This is a genomic window from Kitasatospora sp. NPDC002040, from assembly GCF_040296785.1.
In the GTDB taxonomy this organism is placed as follows: Bacteria; Actinomycetota; Actinomycetes; order Streptomycetales; family Streptomycetaceae; genus Kitasatospora.
In genome coordinates this window covers 328,579-354,509 of record NZ_JBEOXV010000004.1, presented here as the reverse complement: position 1 = coordinate 354,509, position 25,931 = coordinate 328,579, and the positions used below count along the sequence as shown (strand labels likewise).

At 67.6% G+C, this 25,931-nt stretch carries 19 protein-coding genes; 8 read left to right on the top strand and 11 right to left on the bottom strand.

The window, feature by feature from the left end:
- Positions 1-115 precede the first annotated feature (115 nt).
- From leuS to ABT118_RS14675, 4 genes are all read left to right on the top strand, one after another.
- Entirely contained in the window at positions 116-2,992 is a 2,877-nt protein-coding gene (gene leuS / locus ABT118_RS14690) for a leucine--tRNA ligase (protein ID WP_350668432.1), read from the top strand.
- Between the two features lie 363 nt (positions 2,993-3,355).
- Entirely contained in the window at positions 3,356-4,051 is a 696-nt protein-coding gene (locus ABT118_RS14685) for a hypothetical protein (RefSeq protein ID WP_350668431.1), read from the top strand.
- Between the two features lie 91 nt (positions 4,052-4,142).
- Entirely contained in the window at positions 4,143-4,988 is an 846-nt protein-coding gene (locus tag ABT118_RS14680; RefSeq protein WP_350668430.1) for a DegV family protein, read from the top strand.
- Between the two features lie 102 nt (positions 4,989-5,090).
- Positions 5,091-5,783, top strand: coding sequence for an SLBB domain-containing protein (locus ABT118_RS14675; protein WP_350668429.1), 693 nt, complete (start codon positions 5,091-5,093; stop codon positions 5,781-5,783).
- Between the two features lie 78 nt (positions 5,784-5,861).
- Here the strand turns inward: ABT118_RS14675 and ABT118_RS14670 are convergent, their stop codons facing one another.
- Genes ABT118_RS14670 through ABT118_RS14655 form a run of 4 tightly spaced genes read right to left on the bottom strand, consistent with a single transcriptional unit; the run spans position 5,862 to position 11,585 of the window.
- On the bottom strand, positions 5,862-6,974 hold the full coding sequence (locus ABT118_RS14670; protein ID WP_350668428.1) for a TniB family NTP-binding protein: 1,113 nt from the start codon (positions 6,972-6,974) through the stop codon (positions 5,862-5,864).
- A complete protein-coding gene (locus tag ABT118_RS14665; protein WP_350668427.1) occupies positions 6,971-9,064 on the bottom strand; it encodes a transposase in 2,094 nt (697 codons plus the stop codon). Before ABT118_RS14665 ends, ABT118_RS14670 begins: the two co-directional genes overlap by 4 nt.
- Positions 9,061-9,819, bottom strand: coding sequence for a TnsA-like heteromeric transposase endonuclease subunit (locus ABT118_RS14660; RefSeq protein WP_350668426.1), 759 nt, complete (start codon positions 9,817-9,819; stop codon positions 9,061-9,063). The genes ABT118_RS14665 and ABT118_RS14660 overlap by 4 nt, the downstream gene beginning before the upstream one ends.
- Before the next feature lie 2 nt (positions 9,820-9,821).
- Positions 9,822-11,585 carry a TniQ family protein gene (locus ABT118_RS14655; RefSeq protein WP_350668424.1) on the bottom strand — a complete coding sequence of 588 codons (1,764 nt, stop codon included), beginning with the start codon at positions 11,583-11,585 and terminating at the stop codon, positions 9,822-9,824.
- A 384-nt stretch (positions 11,586-11,969) separates the two neighbouring features.
- Here ABT118_RS14655 and ABT118_RS14650 point away from each other — a divergent pair, with 384 nt between their 5' ends.
- From ABT118_RS14650 to ABT118_RS14640, 3 genes are all read left to right on the top strand, one after another.
- The gene (locus ABT118_RS14650) at positions 11,970-12,881 is read left to right on the top strand and encodes a MerR family transcriptional regulator (RefSeq protein ID WP_350668423.1); all 912 of its coding nucleotides are present in this window, start codon (positions 11,970-11,972) and stop codon (positions 12,879-12,881) included.
- The gene (locus ABT118_RS14645; RefSeq protein ID WP_350668422.1) at positions 12,865-13,302 is read left to right on the top strand and encodes a hypothetical protein; all 438 of its coding nucleotides are present in this window, start codon (positions 12,865-12,867) and stop codon (positions 13,300-13,302) included. The genes ABT118_RS14650 and ABT118_RS14645 overlap by 17 nt, the downstream gene beginning before the upstream one ends.
- Positions 13,303-13,426: 124 nt before the next feature.
- Positions 13,427-14,503 carry a hypothetical protein gene (locus tag ABT118_RS14640; RefSeq protein ID WP_350668421.1) on the top strand — a complete coding sequence of 359 codons (1,077 nt, stop codon included), beginning with the start codon at positions 13,427-13,429 and terminating at the stop codon, positions 14,501-14,503.
- 729 nt (positions 14,504-15,232) lie between these two features.
- Here ABT118_RS14640 and ABT118_RS14635 read toward each other — a convergent pair.
- The 5 genes from ABT118_RS14635 to ABT118_RS14615 form a co-directional block, all read right to left on the bottom strand.
- Positions 15,233-16,624, bottom strand: a complete 1,392-nt coding sequence (locus ABT118_RS14635) for a hypothetical protein (RefSeq protein WP_350668419.1) — start codon at positions 16,622-16,624, stop codon at positions 15,233-15,235.
- Entirely contained in the window at positions 16,621-18,654 is a 2,034-nt protein-coding gene (locus ABT118_RS14630; RefSeq protein ID WP_350668417.1) for an HNH endonuclease, read from the bottom strand. Before ABT118_RS14630 ends, ABT118_RS14635 begins: the two co-directional genes overlap by 4 nt.
- 655 nt (positions 18,655-19,309) lie before the next feature.
- The gene (locus ABT118_RS14625; RefSeq protein ID WP_350668414.1) at positions 19,310-20,338 is read right to left on the bottom strand and encodes an NUDIX hydrolase; all 1,029 of its coding nucleotides are present in this window, start codon (positions 20,336-20,338) and stop codon (positions 19,310-19,312) included.
- 247 nt (positions 20,339-20,585) lie between these two features.
- Positions 20,586-21,593, bottom strand: coding sequence for an HNH endonuclease (locus ABT118_RS14620; protein ID WP_350668413.1), 1,008 nt, complete (start codon positions 21,591-21,593; stop codon positions 20,586-20,588).
- Between the two features lie 26 nt (positions 21,594-21,619).
- Positions 21,620-23,215, bottom strand: coding sequence for an AAA family ATPase (locus ABT118_RS14615; protein ID WP_350668412.1), 1,596 nt, complete (start codon positions 23,213-23,215; stop codon positions 21,620-21,622).
- A 196-nt stretch (positions 23,216-23,411) separates the two neighbouring features.
- Between ABT118_RS14615 and hemC the strand changes: the two genes are divergently transcribed.
- Positions 23,412-24,359 (top strand): hydroxymethylbilane synthase, encoded by a 948-nt coding sequence (hemC, locus tag ABT118_RS14610; RefSeq protein WP_350668410.1) that lies wholly within the window; start codon positions 23,412-23,414, stop codon positions 24,357-24,359.
- Here hemC and ABT118_RS14605 read toward each other — a convergent pair.
- A complete protein-coding gene (locus tag ABT118_RS14605; RefSeq protein WP_350668409.1) occupies positions 24,356-25,336 on the bottom strand; it encodes a porphobilinogen synthase in 981 nt (326 codons plus the stop codon). The two genes, hemC and ABT118_RS14605, sit on opposite strands and share 4 nt — an antisense overlap.
- A 93-nt stretch (positions 25,337-25,429) precedes the next feature.
- Positions 25,430-25,852 carry an ATP-binding protein gene (locus tag ABT118_RS14600; protein ID WP_350668408.1) on the bottom strand — a complete coding sequence of 141 codons (423 nt, stop codon included), beginning with the start codon at positions 25,850-25,852 and terminating at the stop codon, positions 25,430-25,432.
- Positions 25,853-25,931 lie beyond the last annotated feature (79 nt).

Genomic DNA, 25,931 nt, shown 5'->3' with positions numbered 1-25,931 from the left:
CGCTGACCAGGGCCGGCCGAATGGCCGGAGTCGGCGTGGCGTCCCCTCCTGCGAGGGGCTTTTTTGTTTCCCGCCGCCGTTCGCGAACTGACATTCAGATGGAGCCCGAAGGACCATGAGCGAGACGACCCCCGCCGCGGCCGAGGCCGCTGCCACCGAGCCCTTCCGCTACGGCGCGACGCTGGCCGCCGAGATCGAGTCCCGCTGGCAGGACCTCTGGGAGAAGGAGGGGACGTTCAACGCCCCCAACCCGGCCGGCGCGCTGGCCGACCCGGCCGCGGGTGACGTCGTCTCGAAGCCGCACAGCTTCATCATGGACATGTTCCCGTACCCGTCCGGCGCGGGCCTGCACGTCGGCCACCCGCTGGGCTACATCGCGACCGACGTCTTCGCCCGCTACCAGCGGATGACCGGTCACAACGTGCTGCACACCCTGGGCTACGACGCGTTCGGCCTGCCGGCCGAGCAGCACGCGGTCAAGACCGGCCAGCACCCGCGGATCACCACCGACGCCGCCATCGCCAACATGCGGCAGCAGCTGCGCCGCCTGGGCCTGGGGCACGACCCGCGCCGCTCGATCTCGACGATCGACCCGGACTACTACCGCTGGACGCAGTGGATCTTCCTGCAGATCTTCAACTCCTGGTACGACGCGGACGCGGAGAAGGCCCGCCCGATCCCCGAGCTGGTGGCCCAGTTCGAGGACGGCTCGCGGCCGACCCCGGACGGCCGGCCCTGGGCCGAGCTGTCGGGCGCCGAGCGCGAGGAGGTGCTGGGCGAGTACCGGCTGGCGTACTCGAAGGAGGTGCCGGTCAACTGGTGCCCCGGGCTGGGTACCGTGCTGGCCAACGAGGAGGTCACCTCCGACGGCCGCTCCGAGCGCGACAACTTCCCGGTCTTCAAGTCGAAGCTGCGCCAGTGGATGATGCGGATCACCGCGTACTCCGACCGCCTGATCGGCGACCTGGACCTGCTGGACTGGCCCGAGGCGATCAAGCTGCAGCAGCGCAACTGGATTGGCCGCAGCGAGGGCGCCCGGGTCGACTTCGCGGTCGAGGGCGGCGCGATCACCGTCTTCACCACGCGTCCTGACACCCTGTTCGGCGCCACCTACATGGTGCTGGCGCCCGAGCACGAGCTGGTCGACACCATCGTCCCGGCCGCCTGGCCGGCCGGTGCGCACGACGACTGGAAGGGCGGCGCCGCCACCCCCGCCGAGGCCGTCGCGGCCTACCGGGCCGAGGCCGCCGCCAAGTCGGACGTCGAGCGCCAGGTCGACGCCAAGGTCAAGACCGGTGTCTTCACCGGCGCGTACGCGACCAACCCGGTCAGCGGCGAGCAGGTCCCGGTCTTCATCGCCGACTACGTGCTGATGGGCTACGGCACCGGCGCGATCATGGCCGTGCCCGCGCACGACACCCGCGACTTCGCCTTCGCCCGCGCCTTCGCGCTGCCGATGCGCTGCGTGGTGCAGCCGACCGACGGCCGCAGCGACGACCCGTCCACCTGGGACGACGCGTTCGACACCTACGACTCGGTGATCGTCAACTCGGCCCATGACGACCTGTCACTGGACGGGCTGTCCGTGGTCGAGGCCAAGGCCGCCGCCACCGAGTGGCTGGCCGGGCGCGGCATCGGCGAGGGCACCGTCAACTACCGCCTGCGCGACTGGCTGTTCAGCCGCCAGCGGTACTGGGGCGAGCCCTTCCCGATCGTCTACGACGAGGACGGCGTGATGCACGCGCTGCCCGAGTCGATGCTGCCGGTCGAGGTCCCCGTGGTGGAGGACTACTCGCCGCACACCTACGACCCGTACGACTCGACCTCCTCGCCGAAGACCCCGCTGTCCCGCAACGAGGACTGGGTCAACGTCGAGCTGGACCTGGGCGACGGCGTCAAGTCGTACCGCCGCGAGACCAACACCATGCCCAACTGGGCCGGCTCCTGCTGGTACGAGCTGCGCTACGTCGACCCGAGCAACGGCGAGAAGGTGGTCGACCCCGCCAACGAGCAGTACTGGCTGGGCCCGACCGCGCAGAAGCCGGGCGGCGGCGCCGACCTGTACGTCGGCGGGGCCGAGCACGCGGTGCTGCACCTGCTGTACGCGCGGTTCTGGCACAAGGTGCTGCACGACCTGGGGCACGTCTCCTCGGTGGAGCCGTTCCACAAGCTGTTCAACCAGGGCATGATCACCGCCGACGTCTACCGCGACGACCGGGGCTTCCCGGTGCCCGCCGCCGAGGTCGAGGAGCGGGACGGCCAGTACTTCTGGAACGGCGAGGCGGTCAAGCGCGAGGCCGGCAAGATGGGCAAGTCGCTGAAGAACGCGGTCGCGCCCGACGAGATCGCGGACGAGTACGGCGCCGACACCCTGCGCCTGTACGAGATGTCGATGGGCCCGCTGGACGTCTCCCGCCCGTGGGACACCCGCGCGGTGGTCGGCTCGTACCGCTTCCTGCAGCGGCTGTGGCGCAACATCGTCTCCGAGACCACCGGCGAGCTGGTGGTGACGGAGGAGGAGCCCGACGAGGCGACCCTGCGCGCGCTGCACAAGGCGATCGACGGCATCCGCGGCGACATGGCCGGGCTGCGCTTCAACACGGCGGTCGCCAAGGCCATCGAGCTGAACAACTTCCTGGTCAAGCGCGGCTCCACCCCCCGGTCGGTGGCCGAGCAGCAGGTGCTGATGGTCGCCCCGCTGGCTCCGCACATCGCCGAGGAGCTGTGGCGCCGCCTGGGCCACACCGAGACGCTGACCTACGCCGACTACCCCGTGGCCGACCCGGCCTACGCGGTGGACGAGGCGGTCACCTGTGTGGTCCAGATCAAGGGCAAGGTGAAGGCCCGCCTGGAGGTCTCGCCGAGCATCACCGACGCCGAGCTGGAGGCGCTGGCCCTGGCCGACCCGGCCGTGGTCGCCGCCATCGGCGACGCCCCGGTGCGCAAGGTGATCGCCCGGGCGCCGAAGCTGGTGAACATCGTCACCGGCTGACGACGGATCAGGCAGACGAGCGGCCCCGCCCGGGTTCCTTCCGGGCGGGGCCGCTCGGTTTCGGCTGCCCGGTACCCGGAGACCGACGGGGTGTTCGTCCGGGCTGACGTGACGTGATCCAGGGGTGGGGCCGGGGTCGGGTCCGGGGCCGGCGGGTCCGGTCGGGCCCGGAGGGGGCGGGGTCAGGGACATCCCTGACCCCGACCCCGATATCTGCCGGACTATCGGGGCCCGGCCCGTTCTGCCGTGCCGTTCCACCGGTCGGTACGGCTACCTTGGAACCCTGGGTGGTCGTACTGCCGTTCTCCGGGGGAGCGGTGGCCGTACGGCCGCGGTGGCCGGCGTGGTGGAAGGTGGCGCGTGATGGACATGCTCGGCGTGGTTCTCGGTCTGGCCCTGCTGTTCGGAGTCGGGCTCCTGGTCATGCTCGGGGTCGGCGCCGCCAAACTGGGCAAGGCCGCTGCGGCCAAGATCTCCCAGGAGGAGGCGAAGGCCCGTCGGGCGTTCGAGAACACCGCGCTGAAGGCCAAGTCCTTCGCCAAGCCCGGTGCCCATGGCGAGATCTCCACCGTCCGGCTCGCCCTGCGCTCCGCGCTCGACAGCACCCGCAAGGTGCTCGCGGCCGGCCTCGCCGAGGATTCCCAACTCGCCGAATCGCTCCAGCTGTTGAGCCGGCTCGACGCACACGCCGCCGAACTGGACGGCGAGCTGCGGACTTTGGAGCTGGAGCCGGAGGCCGGCCGGGTCGCGGCCAAGCTGCCGGAGCTGCGCGAGCGGGCCGAGCGGATCACGCACGCGGCCGAGTCGATGCGCTGGGCGGCGCAGGACCGGATGCAGCGCTTCGCCGACGACGAGCTCTCGCGGCTCGCGGAGGAGTGCGAGAGCGAGGCGGGGGCGCTCCGGCACTGGGATTCCGGTACGCCTTCCAGTCCTACTGCCGCTGCCGCCGCTGCTCCGCAGGGCGGGCGGAAGGGCATCGCGGGCAAGCGCGGGGTGAGCGCCGAGGAACTGCTGGGGCTGACCGACCTCGCCCAGCGGCTGCGCAAGCGCTCCGCCTGAGTCGGGCCGAGCCCGCCGGTCCGTGCGCCGCCCGCCCGCTGCCACGGCCCGTGTTGTCCCGACCGGGCGGGTGGGGAGTACCCTCCGGCACATGTCCCACCGCCTCGCGCTCGTCACCGACTCCACGGCCTACCTTCCGCAGCAGGCCATAGACCGGCATCGGATCACGGTGGTCCCGCTCAGCGTCGTGGTCGGCGACGCGGCGCTGACCGAGGGGGTGGAGATCTCCCCGAAGGACGTCGCCGAGGCGCTCCGGGCCAAGCAGCGGGTGACCACCTCCCGGCCCGGGCCGGAGGCCTTCGCGGCCGCCTACCGGGCCGCCGCCGAGGCGGGTGCCACCGGCGTCGTCTCGGTGCACCTCTCCGCCGAACTCTCCGGCACCTGTGACTCCGCCCGGCTGGCCGCCGCCGAGGCGGATCTTCCGGTGCAGGTGGTGGACAGTCGACTGGTCGGAATGGCGCTCGGCCACAGCGTCCTGACGGCGGCCCGGGCGATCGAGGACGGCCACGACCTGGACGCGGTGGCGGCCGCCGCTGCCGACCGGGCCGGGCGGACCAGCGGCTTCTTCTACGTGGACACCCTGGAGTACCTGCGCCGGGGCGGCCGGATCGGTGCCGCCAGGGCCCTGCTCGGCTCCGCCCTCTCGGTCAAGCCGCTGCTGCACCTCTCCGGGGGTCTGATCGAACCGCTGGAGAAGGTCAGGACGGCCTCCCGGGCGATCGCCCGGCTGGAGGAGATCGCGGCCGAGGCGGCGGGGGCGGACGAGGTGGACATCACCGTGCACCACCTGGCCGCCGAGGACCGGGCCGAGCCGTTGGCGGAGCGGCTGCGGGCCCGGGTACCGGGGCTGCGGGAGCTGTCGGTGGTGGAGGTCGGCGCGGTCATCGGGGCCCACGTCGGGCCGGGGCTGCTGGCCGTGGTGGTCGCGCCGCGCTGAAACTCCCTCCTTCGAGGGACTCTGGTTGTCCACAGGCCGGGGTTTTCCCCAGCCGAGGACCTTTTCCGGGCTGTTCGGGCGGGGGCTCGTACCGTCCTCGGCATGAGAACGATGACCCCGGGTGCTGCCCGTCGCCAGGAGACCGCCGAGACCGTCCGCGGGCGGCTGACCCACCTGTTCCTGACGCCGGCTCAGGAGGCCGCTGCTGCCGCCCGGCCTCCTGAGCCGGTCGCCGAGGCCCTTCCGCCTGCCGGCATCGGTGGCGGTCCTGAGCCGCTGGTGCTGCGCGGGCTGCTGTTCGACCGCCGGGCGGTGCTCGGCCTCGCGGTGCTCCTGCTGCTCGCGGTCGGGTACGCCGTCCAGCACTTCTGGCTCGGCCGCCCCTCGGGGGTCGCCGTTCCGGGCACGGTGGCGGCGTCCGCCTCCGTCGCTGCCGGCCCGTCCGCCGGGCCGAGGTCGGGGGCCGGGCCGCCGTCGGGGCCGACCGTGGTGGTCGATGTGGCGGGCAAGGTCCACCACCCCGGCCTGCGGACGCTGCCGAGCGGGGCTAGAGTGGCCGACGCGCTCGTACTGGCGGGCGGCGCGCTGCCCGACACGGCCACCGACGGCCTCAACCTGGCCCGGGTGCTCACCGACGGCGAGCAGATCCTGGTCGGCGGAGGCAGCGGTGGCGGCCCGGCCGCAGGCGCCCCGGCGGCCGCCCGGGCCGGGCCGATCAGCCTCAACCAGGCCACCAGGGAGCAACTCGACGCCCTTGTAGGACAGTGGGGAATCCTTCGCGCAGCAGCGCTCTGACCAGCAGGACGAAATGTTTGCCGCTCAGCACGTTCGCGGGCAGCGCGCGGTGAACATTTCGCTTTCTGCGAAGCGGTCTCAGCTGGCAGTTGTAGCTGCGTGGTGTTTGCGAACGGGCCGTCGGCTGACACTTGCAGTGTAGGCGGCTTGAGCAGCGTGACTGATCTCGATGGTGTCCATGAGGGCTTCAGAGACAGCTTCAGCACCCGTGTCCACAGCTTCGATAGCGGACTCGCGGATCAGGTCTGAGAGGGCGCAGATGCTGCCTTGGGTGCGGTCATAGAGATAGCGGTGCAGGCTCGGCAGCGTGCCGGGCCGGTGATCGAAGAGACAGAGGGTGTTCTCCAGGGCCATGATCGTCTGGACCCATTCTGTCTGGTCTTGCGTAGTCCGGCCAAAGGGTGTGACGTGGAGCAGGGTGTTGCGTCCGGAGGTCTGAGTTGCCTGAGTGCTACCGCGGCCTTCGAGAAACAGGCCACTGGTCTTCAGATCGGCACCGGTGTACACAAAGGTGGCGGCTGTGTGGTTCGCCAGGTACTTCAGGTGCTCGTTGGCAACCTTTCCGTCTCGGGCCGAAAGGTCGAGGAAGTGCACGTCGTCGATGATCACGAGCTCAGTGCCGACCCAGCGGAGCGTATCGAGGACGGCATTGGTGATCTGGACCATGGTCGCACCCGATCGGTATGGCATAGCCAGATAGTCAGCGAGGAGCATACTGAGGTGTTTTGGAGTCGCCTTGGTGGGGATGTTGAGGTATACGACCGGGGTGTAGTCGATAAGCCGACCACTGACTTCGTAGTTCGTCGCGAAGCGTTCGGGGTGTCGGTGGCGGAGGGCACGTTCGTAGTCGGCGGCATACAGCTTGATAAGGGTGGACTTGCCGACGGTCGGTGGGCCGTCCAGGACGATGCCGCGGCGGGCACCTGCTGCTTGGCGGGAGTTGACGCGCATTCGGCGCTCGATGACGGAGTGATGGCGGCGCATCTGACCGGTACGGATCAGAACGAGGGCACTGTGGTAGTCGTGGCGGGCATGATTGAACTCGTCGCGCTCGTTTTTGGCCATCGCGACGTAGGCATCGAGGGTTGTAAGCCCGGGTCGCCTGGGCGGGACCGCGTGCAGATAGGACCTCCACTCCTCCTTCGTCCGAGGTTCTGACAGTCCTGGGTGAGCGAAGAAGCTCATGGTCATGCCTGTTCTCCGTAGGGGGACCAGATTTCGGCCGGCTCGAGGCCGGATAGGTCGATGCCGAGAGTGCTGTCGGTCTCGGGCTGCTGATCGGTGCGTGCCCTTGGAATGATGGACAGCTGTGGTGGTGTCCTGACTGCAGGCTGGGAGCGGGACTCATCGCGCTGCTGTTCGGCGGCGCGTTGGCTGTCACGGACGAGGCGCTTGCGGTCGGTGCGCCAGGTTTCTGGAGCGTCCGTCCTGTTCTGCAACTCGACGAGAGCGGCGGCGACTTCAGTCTGTTCGGCTGGGGAGCCTCCGCGTTGCTCGACCTGCTGTTTCGCTACGCGCAGAGTGATGTCGGTGAACGGCTGGTGCTCGGCGAGGGCATGAATCCAGCGCAAGGTGTGCCAGCGGCCGTCGGCGGGGTCGAGAAAGTAGCTGTGCAGCAGGTTGCGGGGGTCGTAGCGGATCGGCCAGTGGCCGTCCGGATAGGGGGCCTTGGTGCCGCGATACTGGTAAAGGATTTCGGCGTCGTAGATGAGGTAGCCGATCTGGACGCCGTAGGGCTGGATGGTGCGCGGGGCAATTGGCAGGAGCTCGTAGTACAGGTTTGGGTCTTGGGGGCAGTCGACGAACCCGGCCGAGCCGAGTGCCATGCGGTAGGCCTCGTTCGGTGAGACGCGCAGGTCGGGAAAGCCGCTCAGGTTCAGGCCACGGTGGTGCTGCCGCTGGTAGACAGCGATGACGTACTCGGCGAAGAACTCAGTGATTTCGTCGATGGTCCAGCGAGCTTGGTTCTCGACAGTGCTTCCTCGGGAAGCAACATTGGGTCCCTTGTAGCCAGCGACATGCTCGGAGAACTGGGTGCGAATGCTACCGAAAAGGCGCTCGACCTGTGGCTTGTCGGTTGGCTTGAGCTTGCGAGCGTCCTGGAGATTGATACGCCAACGCGTGCACGCGCGTTGAACAATGACCGAGATGTACGGCTTACCGTGGTCATACAGGATCGTCTCGGGGTAGACGACGGGGCGGGCTGCGGCTTCGGCCAGGCGCTCGTCCAGTGAGAGGCGCCGGTCGTAGGGGACGCGAAGCATCTGGTAGCGCAGTGCGTCCTTCCACGCAGGACGCATTGGCTCTGGAGTCATCACATCGGCGATCAGCAGACCGATGTCGATGGCTTTCGTAGCCTCGGGTGTGATGCGCCAGGCAAGAATCGAGCGAGTGGCGACGTCGAGAGCGATCGTGAGTTCGATCCGCATGGTGGTGGCGGTCTCAGGGTCGTAAGCGAGGACGTCGAGTGGGGTGGTGTCGAGCATGACGACTTCGCCGGGGCGGGTCGCGAGGACGTGCCCGAAGGTCCGGTCAGGCTGGTTCCCCGCGCTCTGACGACGGTATGCCGGGCCAGCGGGGCTGTGGCGAACCAAATGGTCGACGGCACGCCTGAAGACGTCTTTGGAAGGCATGGCGACGGTACTGGTGCCGTGCTCGGCGTCGAGCCTGTTTGTGACACGACGGTAGAAGCGACCGCCAATGGTTGCTGAGCTGTCGTTACGCTCGGCAGCCGCTTGGTCAAGGATCGCTTGGACGACCCGCGGATCAAGGTTTCCGACCGGGTTTGGGACGCGGGCCTTCCGGCGGTCGACCAGGCCCCACAGTCCTGCGTCGCGATACTGCTTCTGGTACTGCTCGATGCGCCGGGGCGTGACGCCGAGCTCGGCGGCCTTGGCCTGGGTACGGGCGGTCCGCGGGAGGTCTGGATGGTACTCGCGCCTTGGCTCACCAGGGGCCGACCGTAGCGGATCACCAGATCGGTAGCCGCTGTTGACCTCACGGATGTGTTCCTCGAGAGCAAGGGCTTCGGCCCTGACATGATCGGGCAGCGAGGCAAGAACCCCTGTGGGGTCGACATCGCCGGTGGCCCCTCCGACAGGCAACAGCGGAGCGCTGGCTTGCCGGAAGGTCGGATCGGTAAGCACGAGGTTGACCAAGACGGTCTGGACGCGGCCAACTTCTGAGCGCAGGCGGATGGTCTGGCCATCCAGCCCGGCGACCTGGTGACGCTCGTCCTCGAACGCGATCCAATCGCCGACGGCGATTCGCTGGCGGCTCATCGGGTTCCTCCCGGGCTGGCGCGGACGAGGGTGGTATCGCGAAGCGGCAGCGTGGCGTCGAACAGGAGACGGTGGTGCCACATGAGGTGGTAGACCACGGGCCGGGCGATCTCGGGGGCACGCTGGAACGAAACGAGTTGGCCGATCGGAATTGGGCTGCGGGCGAGGTCGAGGATCGGATCCGCCAGCGGGGCGGCGGCGTTGAGAGGCCGCCGGTATCCGGCGAGCCAGGAGACTGTGGCGATGGTGAGAGGATCCGGCTCGGTGACCCACTGGTAGTCCCAGCCGAGGGTCCGGCATGCGTTCTCTGTGCGCTCGCGTTGACGGGTGGCGCGCGGGGTCGCGGCGAAGCGGTCTGCTTTGACGTCCACGAGCATCACCGTGCCGTCGGTCCGGCGTGCGAAGAGATCAGGGACGTGGAGCCAATGACCATCCTGGTCGACGCCTTCGAGGATGAATGGTTGAGAGACGAAGTTGGCTACCGTGGGGTCGAAATCGAGCAGGCGCATCCACTGACCTTCAAGCCAAGACTCGTAGCCCACCATGCGGTTGCCGCTGGCAGACCAGTAGCGGCCGGGGGTATGGCGCTGGCCAGCGTAGGACGGGATCTCGCGTGCCGGTGGTAGGTCTTCGAAGCGGAGGAGACCGGCTTCTTGAAGCGATGCCAGCCGTTCGCGGCCGCCGTGGTCGTAGTAGCGGACCAGCACCTGGTCGCGGGCGAGCCGAATCGGGTGCAGAGCCCGGTGCTTGGCCATGGCTAGTGCACTCCGCTTGCAGCGAGCAGACGAGCTGCCCACGCGCTCAGCGGCTCCCGCAGTATGGGCTGCACGTTCTGCCGGAACTTCCACCAGCCGAGATCGTTGCCACCTTGACTGACGCCATGCCAGGCGCCAGCGAAGCCGGGAGACTTCCGGTGATCACCTCCCGTCGTCTCTGTCCAGATCCATACAGCCGCATACCGGGAGCGCTGATCGGTGGCGCGGATGCCGGTCTGGCGGCACATCACCGTCAAATCCTCCAACGGAACGCGCCTCAGCGTGCTCAGTGCTGCCCGCCGGGCGGCATAGTCCACCAGACCGCGTTCCTTCAGACGAAGGGACGCCTCCCCGACGCCCTGCCAGAAGCCGGCGGAATCGGCGATGCGGTTGCCGATGCCACCCGTGACACGCTCGGCGACATCGCGCTCCATACCGAGAGCCTCCGCCGCCGCGGCCCATGTATCTGACCCGGAGACGTGTTTGGCGAGAGCGACGGCAGCCATGAGCCGGCCGGTCACCGCGTGGGTGCGGTGCATGTGACGGCTGATCAGGTCGTCGTAGTCCCGCTCGGCAAGGAGGTGAGGTAGGTGCTGCAAGCTGATCCCAGTGGTCCTGGGAAGCGCTGTTGCGGGCCCAATGACGCGCCGATACTGCGGCGTGAGGCGCCGGATGAGCGAATCAAGTGGCGCCGGACGGTCGATGTGGCCGAGCGGATCTCTGATCTTGTTCTTGACCCGATGAGCCACAAGTCGTAGGACCCACGGCTCGACCTCCTTCGCCGCCTGTTCGAGATCAGAGGAGAGCATCATCGGGGCCGTCAATGCGAAGACCGCCGCCGCGTCTGTAGAGGTCGCCGGCCCGCTCTGCAGCTTCGGACCCAGCCGCCCCATCGACTCCCGCCGAGCCAAGTAGCTGGCGAACCTACTGCGCAGAGCAGCCGGCAACCTGCCTGTCTCGCTCTCGCCGGACATGGAACGGACCATGGCAGCGAAGTACCTCAAGCACGAGACCCACTCGCGTGCCGAGACACGTTCTCCAAAGACGCTCATCCGACTCCCGTCGGCAGCTTGAAGAAGTCGTTCCTGCATGGACAACACGTGGGTATCGCTCAGCGCTGTGACCGGAAGGTCGGCTATCACCTGCTCGCACAGGCCAGGCAGTGACTCGGTGGAGCGATGGGAGCGGTTGCCGCACAGCCGGGGGTCCATTGCCCCTCTGCGGGCAAGCAGTCCGCGGTGGAGGCCGTAGTTGCCGCGACGGAAGCGGATGCCGCATGAAGGGCATTCGTCGAGCAGCAGGCAGCTATGGACGGGGCAGATCGCAGCCGCCTCCAACCGCCACCAGAGCGGCCACACGGTTCCGCTACGCAGACACAGCGGACAACAGCGCGAGGCATAGAGCTGGACCCACTGCGAGGTCCAAACCGTCCGCAGGGACGTCTCGGTAGCCACATCCAGGCCACTCAGATCAAGCAACGAGTCGCCATAGCAAGCGAGTTGCATTCCCTCCAGAACACTCTCGGGGAGCCCAGTGGACAGTCTTAGGCCCTGCCGGCTCTGGTCGGTGAGGATCACACCGAAGAACGCTGGCCTCGTCACCTCAGACGCTCTCCTCATCTCCAGTCCCAGTACATGGGCGAACTGGCCCGGCCCGACCCCCAGATCGAAAGCCGCCCGCGTGATCCATGACGCGAACGCTTCCCCTGCCTGCGGCTTAACGAAGAAGGGGAGCCGCCGAACTACAGCAGACGCAGTGATCTCCATGGTCGAACTTAGGTCAGGTTGTCTCGGTGTCGCCCCCATGTTTCCTACGAATCACCCTTTCGATACCACCTCCGCAAGGGATCGAACAGATGTTCTGCCCTGCCTGGTGCTCGTCGGTTGACGTGGGGCCCGTGTGCGGAGATCTGCCGCTCGGGCTCCAGCCTCTTCCCGTCGGTGTGGGGCTGGCCGCCTCCGAGTCCTGGCCAGGCCGGCTGAAGCGGGCCGATGAGCGCCTGGACCCTACTGTCGGCTGCCGCAGCATGCGGTCCGGGCTTGGGGGCCGCACGCTGCCGGGGTGCTCGGGTCTCAGCTGGCGTGGTTGTTCACTATGCTGTTGCCCACTTTGGCTTCATAATGAGCAGTAAGGCTATGGAGGGCAGGGATATGGCAGTTGTCAAGAACGACCAGGGGGCGTACGCGGCGCAGGAGTCCCCTCAACCGGACGCGACGGAGTTGATGACGGCTCTCGCCAACTTCACCGGCAGCTACCGGGCCGCCACCGCTATCAAGGTGCTCTTCGAGGACAGTCGCTTCGAGCCTGACGTCCTCGTCGCGTTCGCGACCGACTGGCTGGCCCAGCGCACTCAAGGGGAGTACGACTGGTTCCCACTTTCGGGGAACCTGTTCCTGCGGCCGGTACCTGGACCGGTCGGCAAGAACTACCTACCGGGTGAGGCCGTCCGCAAAACCAGGGCAATGCAGCACCTGGCGAAGCGTCTCCCGTGCCGGCACGACGGGTGCCGCGACCTGCCACCGCTTCCCCGTCCGCTCCTCGCGGTACAGGGCCCAGCCTGGCACTGGCGTCCAGCTGACCCGGTGAACTTGCTGGCCATCGTCGCCGAGCTCGACGCGGCGGTATCAGCCTCCGAGTCAGGCGCCAGATCCGCCGCGATAGGGCACATCGAGGCTGCAAAGGAAAGCATCCTTGAGGACGCCCAACCCCTGCGTGTTTCGGCCGCCGCCCAAATCCTGGGCCTGTCACGCCGGACCGTGGACGCCTGGGTCGAGTCTGGCCTCCTCATCCAGGTGACGGAACCCGGGACCACCGTCAAGCTCGTCGACCCACGCCGCCTGTACGAGATCAAGGTGCTCGTGGACGACCTGCGCGCGACAGGCATGAAGCGCGGCCTCACCGACGCCGTATGGCAACGACTCCAGGACCGGCACGTCCTCGAAGATGAACGCCTCCACGAAAGCCTCCAGCAGATGCGCACCGGCCAAGGCGTCAGCCTAGAGGAACTGCGCGCCCGCATGGGGGCCGAAGACGACGAGGACCCGGATGCCGACGAGAGTTGAGACCACTAACCTTGCCGCGGCCGACGCGCTGAAGCTTCGAGGCAGCGAGAAGAAATCCTTCCTTGACTGGACCTACGACCTGGAGCAACGCGGCTGCGCGGCGCTGGACTACCGGCTCACCGGCGAGCCACCGGTCAACCAGATTTGCGTCAAGCACCTCTTCGGCAATCTCCGGGCGATCGTCGCCTTCGACGGCGACGGCACCGCCTGGATCGTGATGGTCGGACCCCACGACGAGTCAGATCAAGAAAACAACATCTACACCCGCTTGTGGAACCTCCTCGAGCTCGACGCACCACCCGCCGGCACGCGGACGAAGCCCGCCTGCTGCTCGCCGGAAGGCCTCGCGCCGTCGGACGAAGCGATGGTCGAGGACCTGGTCGACCGATGCCGAGCCAAGGCCAGACGCCTCAGGCGCTGAACCAGGCCGGGACGCGCTGTGGCCGGTGTGCGAGCAACGCCGCGAACTCCGCTGCTCGGCAAGTTGATTGACGGACCCAGGTCGTATCCTCAACCGACCCCTAGCCTGCGCCGAGAGGATGGCCTTGAGCCCTGACGATCTGTTCGTCGAAACCCCGTCACCCGACATCGAGGGGTTCACCTTCAAGAGGTTGAACCACGAGTTGATGGATCGCCTGCGACAGGGCCCGTTGCCGCAGTACCGGGACGCGGACGTTGCCCACCAACTGGTCTTCCTTGTAGAGGAGGACATCGGCAAAAGCGACATGGACAGCAGTCTGGGCTCGCAGGGGACGGCCGCCGTCCTCCGCACTCTCGACATCCTCCTCGGCAGGCTCGGGATCTCCGCCCGGCTCCCGTTCCGCACTAAACAGGACTACTGGACCCTCTCGGGCAGTGGCACCTGGGGCAGCGGACACCGGGGGATCTCGCAGTACTGCTCCCCGGTACTGGAAGAGCTGGCCGACCTCGAACGGCGAACGGCCGACTCGGGATACCGAGGAGTAAACGGCGACCTGCGCAACATCATCTTCGCGGTACTAAGGAAGCCCGAGCTCGTCTGGGTCGACATGGCGCAGGGCATATTCACCATCACCAGGAACGCCGAGCACTGCCTGTTCTACGACAGGCCGATTACCGCTGACGGAGTGACCGCCAGCGACCTCCTCACCTGGTGGAGCGGGCGCGACGGTACGTACCACCTGTCCACGCAGGAACAGCTCAAGCAGTTCCAGGACCGCCTGGTGCGATCCTGCCCGGACAGCCCGCCTGAGCGGATACTGCTTCGTGCTTACTGGGCGTTCGCCCACCGTCGTGGCTTCGCCGAGGTGCCGGCGATCTTCCCCCAGGTCTACCTGCACTATGACCCCGTCACCCAGGAGGACCGCGACCGCAACGGCGGCCGGGTCATCCCCGCGCAGGTCCGCGACTTCATGCTCTTTCTGCCCGGCGGCAAGAGGATCATCCTGGAGGTCGATGGCAAGACCCACTACACCACCCGCGACGGCGCGGCTTCGCCGGAGGTGTACGCGAAGACCGTCAAAGCCGACCGCACCAACCGGCTCCGCGGGTACGAGGTCTACCGGTTCGGCGGCTTCGAGTTCCTCGACGACCAACAGCCCGCCAAGATGCTCGCCGACTTCTTCGCTGACCTCACCAAGTAGCCCGGCACAGAAAGCTCCGGGCCCGCCCCTCAGGCCCGCCTCGCAGACCACGAACACGACCCGCGACCGCTCTCAGAACCTGGTGGCCAGTCGGTCGTTGATCTAGGCGCTGCACTCCATCACCCCATGGGTTAGGACGCACAAGGCGGCGCCAGCAAACCCCAGGCTGGCTGGGGACTTCACGCACGTGAAGATGAACTGTCCTTACTGGCCATTGGCCAGGCGCTGCGGCACGCCTCACTCATGTGGGGATCGCGGGACTCGCTGATCCCGGTCGCCGCCTCGGTGACCGGGATGTACACGCCGCCTGGCGGGCACACCGTCACTGGGAAGGGTGCGGACGGCGGCCAGAGTGGTGACATCTGCACCAGGCTTTGGAAGGTCTGCGGCCTCCCCGCCCGGAGGCGTCAGGAGAATCCCAGTGTGCCGCGCCGCAGGGGTTGCTCCCCAGGGGCACGCCACTGTCGCGGACCTCGTGCGGCGGTGCTCGGAATTTGCCGGCCGAAACCGCCAGCTGCACTGGGAGTAACCCAGCCTCTCAGGCACGGACGAACGCGCCCCGCGCGGGGGCGACGATCACCCGAGGGCGACGCTGCCGCCGGCCACGGCGAGAGTCGCTACGGCAACCGGCGCCCCCGCCTGCCTGGAAGCGGAGGCACCGGTCTGTCCGAGCCGGCCGACCGCGCGGAAGAGGACCGGACCGGCGGCATCAAGCCCGCGCACTGCGGACTAGCCGACCCACTCTCCCGCGGTTCGCAGATCAGCCGCAGGCTCGGGCAACGCCGCGACGAGCCCGTTAATCTTGCTCTGGAGTGAGCCGATGGCCGACCGCAACTCCTCATCCGCCACGGCGGCGAGGTCGTCCGGCTTGATCGACTCGATGCTCTTCGCGGTCGCGCTCAACGTCTTACGGAGCCGGGTCCGCTGTTCGCGGGTGTGAATCTCCGGATCCTCCTCGACGGTCTGGGCGATGAGCGCCTGCATGGTCGCGTAGGCGGCGCTCACATCCTCGGGCGTCGCAGCCGGGTTCTCGACCACGGCTAGCCGGGCGGCCGCCTCCTCGCGGGCAACCGGCGGCAGCGAGATCAGCTGGCCGGCCGGGGTTTTGGCCTTGCCGTCCTGGGCGATGTGCCGCACGAAGTCAGCCTGCTCGATCCTGCGCGCCTCCACGGCCGCCTCCTTGCGGATGACCGGATCGGCCAAGGCCTTCGCCATGACTGCAGCGCGGACCTCTGGCCGCTCCATCAGTGCATCGCGTGCCGCCTCGGCGGTCTTCGGGTCGCCCAGGATCGCTGCCCGCATGGCTGGCCGGTTCGCTGTGATCTCCACCGCCTTCTTGTAGCTGGTGCCGGCGGCCTCCGCCTCGGCGGCAACGTTCTCCCGTCGGTCACTGCTGGTCTCGTAGAATAGGTAGAACTGGCCCCATGTCTCGGCCGCCGGAAGCTCGACGTCCTGGCCTGGTGTCAGTTCACTCGAGTGGGCGACCAGCTTCTTCTCGGCGGCGCGCTCCCACGCGTTGTAGTACCGACTGACCTTGTCCGTGTCGCAACCGGCACGCGAGGCGAACTCCTTGAAGGAGACCTTGCCGGCGTCGGCATCGGACCCGGAAGGCTTGCCATCTTGGCCATCAGGCTCGCGAACTACCTTGCCGGGCCGAGGACCCCCGCTCTTGAGGACACTGCGCGCCACCATCAGCCCGAAGGCCCAGCCGCCGTGCTGCGCGAAGGCCCCGAACGCGGCGGCGTCACGGGCGATCGGGTCATCCTCGGGATCGGGCCCCAGCAACTCGCGCACCGCAGCCCGCATACCGTCCATCTGTTCCCGGATGTGCGCGACGCCCTCGTGAGGGTGCTGCAGCCGCAACAGGACCCGAATGTCCGAGACCTTCGCGCCCAGCCCAAAGGGGGGCTTCGCCTCGAGGAACTCCGAGAAGTCGTCGAACGGCTCCTCCCGGTTGACACCAGCGGGGACCTTGCGCCAGGTGTCTTCGGCGATGACGGCGGCCAGCAACTCCAGGAAGCCTACCGGGGTGCCACCGTTGCGCTCCAGGGCCTCGCGCAGCGTGTAGACCCGGTGTTGTTCCTCCGTCAGGTAACTGTTGGACTCAACGCGGACGGTCATTGGTGTGCTCCCCAGGTAAGTGCCTTGGCGGCCCGAAGCCGCTTGGTGGCCTTCTCTACCGTATTGGCTTCGCCCGCGCTGAATCCGGACGCCGTGTTGACCTGATAGGTGGCCTTCTTCACCGCCTCCTCGTATCCCGGTGCGCCCGGGGTGAGTGAGGCCTGGTAGAGCTGTTGCCGGATCGTGCTTGCCGCTTCAGCGTTGAGCTTGGCGATCTGCTCCCGTTCGGTCTTGGGCACCTCGAACACGGCGGGGGCCTCGGGGGCGGCACGCTGCTCGGGAACGGGCTGTTTGAAGCTGAGGCTCGCCAACTCCAGCATCATCTTGATCTTGCTGGCGTCCTCGCCGGAATCCGCCATCAGCTTGTAGCCCTCGATCAGGCGCAGCTCGTCCGACTCCACGTCGACCTCGTTGCTCGCCGCACGGGTGGTGGTAGCGGTCGCCGACTCGACGAAGGACAGTGCTTCCTGGACGGCCGTTCCGGGCTCGGCCGGCTCGGCGCCTTCGCGCTCCTCGATGATCCGCAGCCCCTGCGCCTCCTCCTCCCGCAGGAGGGCGAGGAAGCCCTGCATCTTCGGGTCGTCCGGCGTCACGATGACGCAGGTCTGCTCGCGGGCCGACGGGCCGTCGCTCCAGATGCGCAGTCCGCGCCCGGCGAGCTGCATCAGGTGGCCGCCGTCGCGGTAGTTCGTCAGGATCCCGACCACCGTGATCTGCGGGCAGTCGTAGCCGATGAAGGCCATCCGGACCGTGACGAGGATGTCCATCCTCTCGTACTTGAAGTCCCGAAGGGCCTTCGGGGCGTCGGTGTCGGAGGAGACGGCGATGCCGACCCGTAGGTCGGGGTGCTGCTGCTGGATGTACTGCTGCACCTTGCGTGCCTCGTTCTGCTGCATGCAGGAGATCAGGCCGCGGTACTCGGAGTTGAACCGCTTCTTGTCCCGCACAGCGCGCACCACGCGGTCAGCCAGGGGCTTCCAGACCTTCTCGTCGCGTAGCACGGGCACGAGGTCTGACCCGTCGTCGGACAGGTTGTATGTGAGCAGCGTTTCCCCGTGGCCGCTGTCGTCGCCTAGGGTCCGACGGGCGACCTCGGCCTCGACCATCTGCATCTCGAACTTGCGCAAGTAGCCGCCCGCGATTCCGTCGGCGTAGGTGGCCTCGGCGTGGCAGACCAGCTTCTTGCGGCGGGGGTTGGACGGGTTGAGTTCGTAGTCGGCGAGGATCAGGGGCTGGTTGTCGGCCCGGTAGGGCGTGCCGGTCAGCAGGAGCGTGTGGGCGGCGTAGTCGTGCAGCTTCTCCATCAGCAGGCCGGACTTGGTGCCGCCGTCCTCCTTGTCGCCGGCGGACCCGCAGAACTGCGCCTCGTCGCCGACCAGGAGGAATCGGCCCTCGTGCCGCCGGGCCCAGTCGAGGAATAGCCGCTCGTTGGTGACCAGCGCGCTGTAGGTGGAGACGAACCCGCTGCCCGGCTCACCGGGCGAGGTCAGCGGTACTTCGTTGACGCGGTGCCGGACCTTGCCGAGCCGCTTGCGGGAGTCGAACAGCAGGCAGTAGCCGCCGACGCCGGAGGTGGTCCTGTGCATCCACCCGGTCTCACACTGCTCGGCGAGCGCGACCCGTGGCACGAAGACCGCCACGAAGTCGATCAAGCCCTCGCGGATCAGCCGCGTCGCGAGTGCCTGGTATGCCAGCGTCTTGCCGGAGCCGGGGGAGGCCAGGACGATCGTGCGGTCCGAGCCGGCGCGGATGCGCTCGACCACCTGCGTGATCACCTCACGCTGGAACGTCCTCGGCACGAAGTTGTCGGTGTACTGCACGTTCGTCCCCTTCTTGCTGTTGCAACTTCCACACAGGGCCTGGCCGTTGTCGATCTCAGTCGGTCCGCCGTCGGCCCAAGGGACGAGGTGGTCGGCATGCCAGCCCTCGTCAAGGAGGGCGCTGCACCGTTGGCACCGTCCCTCTGCGATCTCGTAAAGCGCTTGGCGTTGAGCCGCGTTGAAGAAACGTTGTGAGTCGCGCTCGGCCATGCCGCACCCCCTACGTTGCGAACATCAGGATGTTCGGAGCGCAAGGTTATCTGCGCCCACTGACAATGCAGCCGGGTTTGCCGCAACGGGCTGGACGGCTTGGGCGGGCAGGTCCTTGGCGGTTCGGTGAGTGGGCTCCACGTGAGCTGACGTACCGCCAAGGGCACAGGATGGAAGCCGAGTTTGCATGCGCCGCGGTCCGGGACCGACGTGCGGATCTCATCCCCGGTCGGAGCCGGCGGCCTCAGGCGGCGCTGGTCCGCTGGTGGCTGCGGGCAGGTGTGGCGGGCCGCGCCCCGGGGGGCTTCGCCGGTACCCCCGTGCTGGTGGTCGAGACGATCGGCGTCCGCGGCTGCGGCGCGGCCGCGGAGGTACGGTCGGTCATGATGGTTGAGCTGCTCGCCAAGGAGGGTAAAGTCCCTTTTCTGCATAGAGGTTGGGCTGCGAGGCGTCCAGTCTCCAGGAGACTTTGCCCGAGCTGACTGGCATGTGTTGAACGGCCGAGTCGCCGGCACAGCAGCGCATTGGTGCTGCTGGCGGCTCTAGCTGGTACACCGGGTGAACTCGGTGGCGGCCACCGTGCCGAGGATCGCCTCCGGCTCGAATGCACTCTCTTGGGCGCGGCTGTGACACCTGGCGTCGGACGGACTGAGGGTCAGCTCAGGCCGCGGATCCGGTTCCAGTCACGGATCCCCAGACGGTACCGGGTGATGATCCGCCGTACGTGGTGCTCGCAAGGCAGCGTAAGTGCCTCCTGCGGTTCCAGGAGCCGCACGTCGGTGGCGCCGGGGACCGACAGCTTGTCGGCGGATCCGGACCACAGCACCGCGAGCACGCGGATCTCCCTCGTCGAGGGTGAGCCCACCGGCACGGTGAACAGCTCGACGATCGTCGCCGGATCGGTGAAGTGCAGCCCAACACGGGACTCGAGGATCCGTTGCGCGGTACCTTGCGGTGGCTCATTCCTCAGCATCCGGCCGGACGGCGGCGACCACAGGCTGGTGCCCTGGGCACCGGGCGGGTTCTGCGCCATCAGCACGCGGCCGCTGCGGTCGGTGATGAGCATGGCGACGAGCGTGGGGGTCAGGTTCGGGTCGCCCTTGAGCGCCTGGATGGCGATCGCGGTGCGGCGGCGCTCGGCTGATCGCTCGGGGGTGGCGAACGGGTTCTCCTCCCAGCTGTTGCTGCGGTGATGCACCCGTTCTAGCCGCTGGGCCATCGGGTCGGGCTCGGGCTGGGTGACCACCTTCGTGACGCCGGGCAGCGGCGGCAGGCCAAGTTGCTCGCGCCAGCCGTTCTGGTCGTCCTGGAAGCCGAGGAGGACCTTGAGGGCGAGGTGGGAAATGTCGCGGGCGGCCGCTTCTCCGAAGCTCACGAACTCGGCGACCGAGGACTCGCGCGGGACGGCGGGCGGAACGTCATCCGGCCAGACACAGCCGAAGACGCTGATCCGCTTGACCTGAAGGTGACCCTCGACCTCGAAGAGCGGCACGAGGCAGTCTGGGTCTACGCGGATTGTCGCAGCGATCGCGGCGGCGATGCCTTCAGGGGTGTCCTGGGCCCTTCCGGCGGCCAGAAGGACCGACCACTCACGTGTTGCCTCGCGTAGCAGGCGGCTATCGCGGTACAGCGCGATCTGGCCGCGACGGTTGGTGACGATTACCGCGGTGGCATGGTCGGTCAAGCAGCCGACGGGAACCAGACATGCACTCATGGTAGTCATATTGATACATTAGGTTGCTTTGGGTTTGGAGGTGTGAGCGGCGCGCAGCCGGAAGAAGGCCAGCCCGCTGCATATGGGCGGGGCAGTCAGACCCTCGTTCGCTCCGGGCGCGATGGGGTACGGCCTTACGACTCGCCACCACAAGACCGCCCCCATCTACCTCGCCGCCATCTTCATCCGGTCAGCGCGATGGTCCGAGAGATACGCCCTACCTGTCCAGGATGATCCGGACGTCACTCACGCCTTCCTCCGCCCGTTTGAGGTCGGCATAATCCCCGACGGCCGCCGTGCTGTAGCAGACCGCAGACGTGTGGCGGCAGCTATTTCTCACCCATGTGATCTTGTAGTTCGGCAAGTAGAGGTTCGTCTCCTTGGCCGCCGGGAGCCTCGTTCCGTTGAACGATCCGCGGCAGAAGTCGGCGTCTTCGGCCCAGGCGTCGTACGCCACCCCTGTCCAGCCGTTCAGATCGTCGGCCTGGTGGCTCGCGGCCAGGTCCTTCAGGTAGACCCTGAGTCCGGTCGCGCCCTTCTTCTTCAACTGGGTGTCGAACATCTTGCGCATGCCGCTGAGGGTCTGTTGGGCCTTGCTGCCGTAGCGCTTCGCCATTTCCATGAACTTGAACTGGTTGCGGACTCGGGCGGCGAGCACGGGATCCCAGTGGGATGGCGGGTCCACGGAGTACACGAGGGTTCCCTTGGTTCCGGGGATGACTTCCGCAGCGAGCCAGACGTCTGCGGATACATTCTCGAAGTGGGGATGCAATAGCACTTTTTGGGCGTCGGACCAGGTGAAATCGCTCTTCTTGGAGTTGCAGAAATCGCAGATCCCGACGAGATTGTCAGGGGCGACGCACAGCGCGGGGAACGCCTTTTTGGGTAGGACGTGGTCTAGCTCGGACACGTCGCTGTGCCGGCACATGGGGCAAAGGTCCTCGTCACGACCTTCCATGACTGCCTCGTAGATGGCCCTGCCCTGGCCGCCCCGCATACCGCTCTCGTAGACGATTTCCGAGACCCTAACACCCGGAACCCCCATGATCTGGAAGTCCTTCGTCTTGAGGTTGTGCAGGTTACTAGTAAGAGCAGCCGCCCGATAGGTTTCGGCGGCCTCTTCCACCGCCGAGGCGGCGTCACGGAGCTTGCTGCCCAGCCCTTGGTTGTTAACCGTATCGCGCGCGACTCCGGTGCAGATGTCCCAGCTGGCTCTGGCATTCACCAGTGTCACTGGTTGGGAAGGCCACATCAGCGACCCTCCGCCCACTTATCCGCGAACAGGACGTGGACCAGGCCCTTGGCCTCGTCTCCCAGCTGACCGCCGAAGGAAAGGAGGACCTCCTCGTATGTGTTGAGCTGCTCGACTGCCCTCTCGATCTCGGAGTAGAAGCCGGACTTTCTCACTTCGAGGCCGAAGATCTCGTGGGTGAGCACTCCGACGTTCTCTCCGTACGTCTCCATCCTGGGCCGCCGGGCGCGCCCCCGGGAGCGGCGGATCTTGTAGGCGCAGGACCGGGGCACCTCTTGCAGCACAACGGGCGAGTGCGTCGCTGCGATGGCGACACCGTTGCGATCGGCCAGAAGCCCGGACAGGGCGCGGACGAATGAAGATAGGAGAGGGGGGTGAAGATGCGCCTCGGGTTCGTCGAGGAGCACGAGTGTCCTCTCTGCAACCAAGTCTACGAGCCGGGTAAGGGTGAGCAGCATCAGGGCATGGCCGGAGCTGAGACTCATGAAAATTTCACGCCATGGGCGGTCCGCGAGGTTGGTCAGCTTGCCGTCGATCTCCTTGAGCTGTTCGATCGGGCTGCGCACGAGGGGAGTGTCGCTGTAGTCCTCGCCAATGACCGCAGCATTGAAGTGGCGATCGCTTGCCAAGGCGCGGAGAGTGTCGACCCATTGACCGTAATGCCCGGAGGTGGCGATAGATCTGAGGCTATCGTTGAACTCGCTCGCCAACTCCTCGCGCTCTTTCAACCGGGACACGCGAGTGCCGCCCAGATTATTACCGTCTCCGTGCGCGGTGAGGCCGACGTGCTGGAACTTGACCCCGGGCTCGGGGTTCACGCCGACGAAGGGGTCAAATGCGCTGAACGTGACGAGCAGGACGTTGGCGAAGCCGACATCGTTGTTGTAGGTGATGCTTCCCTCTGTGAGCACCGGCATGCGGCTCGGGTGTACCGCAGCCGTCGCCAGTGAGCGCAGGAGCGTCGTTTTCCCAACCCCGTTGGGGCCGATGAGTACGTGGATGTTGCTGGAGGGTACGGATGTGGGACGGACCTCGAACTCCAGTGGGGGATGGGCAATCTCGCCGGCCGCTTGAGGAAAGTGGTAGCTGAACTGGTACTCAGTTACCCGCGGGCCCCCAGTGGCGATGCGCATCCATTGCTGCAGAATCGTGCTGACGGAGACGTTGCGCAGGAGCGAGCTGCGGAACACGGCGCTCGACCTCTCCAAAGCCTCCAGTTTCCCCTCCGCGCGCGCGGGGCTCTCCATGGTGGTGACATCGCCCAGGCCCCAGAGGATCGCCTGCCCCACCGGCCCGAACCCTCTGAGCGTCTCGTAGTAGAGGGCGTCCTGGCCGACGGAGATCCAGTGCCCTGCGTCAGTCGGCAGGCCGTTGGGGAAATCACCGTGCGGCACGGGGCTTGGCCCGGGCTGCTGACTGGCCAGCGCGATCTTGACGCGGCCGACCTCAATCGGCTTGCTGTTCTCTGTGGGGCGGAACCACAGGTCGTAACTCGTTCTGAAGCCGAAGTCGTCCCAGGTGTCCGGCACGAGGATGGCGGCGCGAGGGCCGGGCTTGGAGGGGCCCCATGGGTCAGGCTGGACAATGAAACGCACTAGTGGGCCTCCCGGATCACGGCACTGCTCGGCCCCGACAGCCTAGGCTGCCCTCGCTTTGTGCCCGAGCTAGTTCGGCCGAGACCCAGGGCGGACGCCGACCCCAGCGGGAACGTGTCGACGAGATGTTGGTAAGACCACTCGTTGGAAGGGCGTAGCCTGCCGTAAGGGGCGCTATTGGCAAAGGAGTTGATGGATGATCACCTTTTACGTCGGGTCGCGGGCGTCGGCGCTCGCGCGGCAGCAGGTCAGGGAGTTCTTGGCGCCCCTGTGCGACGCCCACCCCGGTGTGAAGTTCGTCCACCGGCCGTTGCTGGAGAGCGGAGACAAGGACCGAACCTCGCGCTTGGCGGCGGTCTCGGCGACCTCAGGCGGCTCCGCGTTCTCCACCAACCAGGAGACAGCGCTGCTCGCGGGCGAGGTCGACCTGATCGTCCACTCCCTCAAGGACCTGCCGACCGCCAACCCTGACGGCCTCATCCTGCTGCCGCCTCCGCCCCGGGAGGACGCCCGCGACGCCCTGTGCGGGGGCACTCTGACTGACCTTCCCGAGGGGGCGACAGTAGGCACTGGAGCAGCCCGCCGTATCGCTCAGCTCCTCGCCGTACGCCCCGACCTCACCCCCGTGCCGATCCGCGGGAACGTCCCTCCGCGCCTAGGCAAGATCCGGGCCCGAGGCGGGACGCTGGATTCGGTGATTCTGGCCGCGGCTGGCCTTCGCCGCCTCGGCCTGGACGACGCGATTGGCGAGCTGCTGCCGCTGGAGACGTTCCCGCCGTCCGCTGGTCAGGGAGCGCTGGGTATCCAGGTCCGAGAGGACAACCCTGCGATCCGCGAGGTGCTCGCCGGAACCGGCTGTGCCGACACCTGGGTGCAGGTTCTCGCCGAGCGGGCGATGCTGGCTGAGCTGCACGGCGGCTGCTCAGTTCCGGTCGGCACATGGGCGACCACTCCCGGCGGCGGGGTGCTCACCCTGCTTGGGCAGGTCACCACGCTGGACGGCTCCCGGCAGATCACTGCCACGGCAAGCGGAACGGTGACGGACCCGGAGGGCCTCGGACGCACGGTCGCCGCCGACCTGCTGAGCCAGGGTGTGGAGGAGATCCTGGCTCAGATCAGGCCGACGGCGCAGGTCGGCTGCTAGCCGAGGGTGCGGGCCAGTTCCACCGCCGCGTAGGTGATGATGTGGTCCGCGCCGGAGCGCTTGAGCATGGTGAAGGTTTCGGCCAGCGGGCGCAGGTCCCGCTGGCCGCCGCCGCCCACGGGTGCCAGCGCGGTGTACTCACCGGAGACGGAGAACGGCATCAGCGGCGCTGCGGTCACCTGTTTGAGGCGGATCAGCACATCCACGCTCGTCAGGCCGGGCTCCAGTAGCAGCATGTCCGCGCCGTCCGCGAGGAACCCGAGTCCGCACTCTACTGCCTGGTCTGGCCGCGCCGGGTGGACCTGGTAGGGCCGGTGCTCACCCGAGGCCGGGGTCGCCTTCATGGTCGCCCGGTACCCGGTGTAGAACGCGGAGTCGAAGATCAGGTGCGGCATGATCGCCACGCCCCGGTGCCCGCTGGTGTCTAGCGCGCGGCGCACGACGCCTGACATGCCGTTCACCATCGACGCCGGCCCGACGATGTCCGCTCCCGCTGCGGCGTGCACAAGGGCCTGGGCGGCCATCGTCTCTGCGGTGCCCGTCAGGTCGATTGCGCCGTCTGTGCCCGCTAGGAAGCAGTGCCCGGAGAGCGTGTGCGAGCAAAGGCATGTCTCGGTCATCACCGCCACCGAGTCGTTGGTGGACTTCACTGCGTCGATCGCCTGCGCCATCAGGCTGCCGGGCCTGGTGCCGCCCAAGGCTCGGTCGTCGCGCTGCTGGCTGCCAGCGAAGAGCTTCACCGAGCGGATGCCTGTTCTCGTCATTTCGCGGACAGTGGAGGGGATCTCGGCGATGGTGACGGTGCTCATCGGCAGCTCGCCGGACGCGCCGTCGGCTCGCACGAGTAGCACCATCGACAGGTCGGCGGGGGTCAGGACCGGTCTCTCCAGGAAGCCGCGCACCGCCGGGCGGATGCGCAGCAGGCTGGACTCCGGGCCGAGTTGGGCAGCGGTGGCGAGCTCGGGCATGGTGGTCATGGTGGTGCTCCTCTCGATCGGCTTCGTGACGGTTCGAGTGGTGCGTGCCTACCCCTCCTGGGAGGGAGGGGTAAGCGGGGGAGGTGTCCGGTACTAGGGGTGTGCGGGATTGTCACCGGGCATGGGCGGCGTGTTGTCCAGGCGCAGGTCGGCGTGGACGGTCTTGCCGTATGGATCCAAGGTGACCCCCCACTGGCCCTTGGTGAGGGTGTGGACTAAGGCGACGCCACGGTGGCACTCCGCGCTCTCGGTGGCCCGGAGCAGTACGGGCATCGTGCGGGAGCCGTCGCGCACGGAGATTCGTACGCAGGTTCGGGTAATCCACTGGACCCTGACTCTCATCCGGGTCAGGCAGCCCGTGCGGACCGCGTTGGACGCCAGCTCGGTCATGATCAGCTCGGCGTCGTCCAGCAACTGGTGCATGCGCCACTCGGTGAGCTTCTCGCGGACCAGGCGGCGGGCGGCGGGGACGGACTCAGGAAGGTAGGGGAGACAGGCCATCGCGTGGGTGGTCACGGACGCCGTCGGCTCCCCGACGGCGGTCTTCACCGGCCTCTTCCGGACCGGGCGCAGCAGCGTTTGTCGGCGATCGCTG

Coding starts and splice junctions, on each gene's coding strand:
- leuS (WP_350668432.1), top strand. CDS start 116: ATGAGCGAGACGACCCCCGCCGCGGCCGAGGCCGCTGCCACCGAGCCC.
- ABT118_RS14630 (WP_350668417.1), bottom strand. CDS start 18,654: ATGGCCGAGCGCGACTCACAACGTTTCTTCAACGCGGCTCAACGCCAA.
- ABT118_RS14650 (WP_350668423.1), top strand. CDS start 11,970: ATGGCAGTTGTCAAGAACGACCAGGGGGCGTACGCGGCGCAGGAGTCC.
- ABT118_RS14645 (WP_350668422.1), top strand. CDS start 12,865: ATGCCGACGAGAGTTGAGACCACTAACCTTGCCGCGGCCGACGCGCTG.
- ABT118_RS14670 (WP_350668428.1), bottom strand. CDS start 6,974: ATGACCATGAGCTTCTTCGCTCACCCAGGACTGTCAGAACCTCGGACG.
- ABT118_RS14660 (WP_350668426.1), bottom strand. CDS start 9,819: ATGGCCAAGCACCGGGCTCTGCACCCGATTCGGCTCGCCCGCGACCAG.
- ABT118_RS14680 (WP_350668430.1), top strand. CDS start 4,143: ATGTCCCACCGCCTCGCGCTCGTCACCGACTCCACGGCCTACCTTCCG.
- ABT118_RS14665 (WP_350668427.1), bottom strand. CDS start 9,064: ATGAGCCGCCAGCGAATCGCCGTCGGCGATTGGATCGCGTTCGAGGAC.
- ABT118_RS14675 (WP_350668429.1), top strand. CDS start 5,091: ATGAGAACGATGACCCCGGGTGCTGCCCGTCGCCAGGAGACCGCCGAG.
- hemC (WP_350668410.1), top strand. CDS start 23,412: ATGATCACCTTTTACGTCGGGTCGCGGGCGTCGGCGCTCGCGCGGCAG.
- ABT118_RS14635 (WP_350668419.1), bottom strand. CDS start 16,624: ATGACCGTCCGCGTTGAGTCCAACAGTTACCTGACGGAGGAACAACAC.
- ABT118_RS14685 (WP_350668431.1), top strand. CDS start 3,356: ATGGACATGCTCGGCGTGGTTCTCGGTCTGGCCCTGCTGTTCGGAGTC.
- ABT118_RS14655 (WP_350668424.1), bottom strand. CDS start 11,585: ATGGAGATCACTGCGTCTGCTGTAGTTCGGCGGCTCCCCTTCTTCGTT.
- ABT118_RS14605 (WP_350668409.1), bottom strand. CDS start 25,336: ATGACCACCATGCCCGAGCTCGCCACCGCTGCCCAACTCGGCCCGGAG.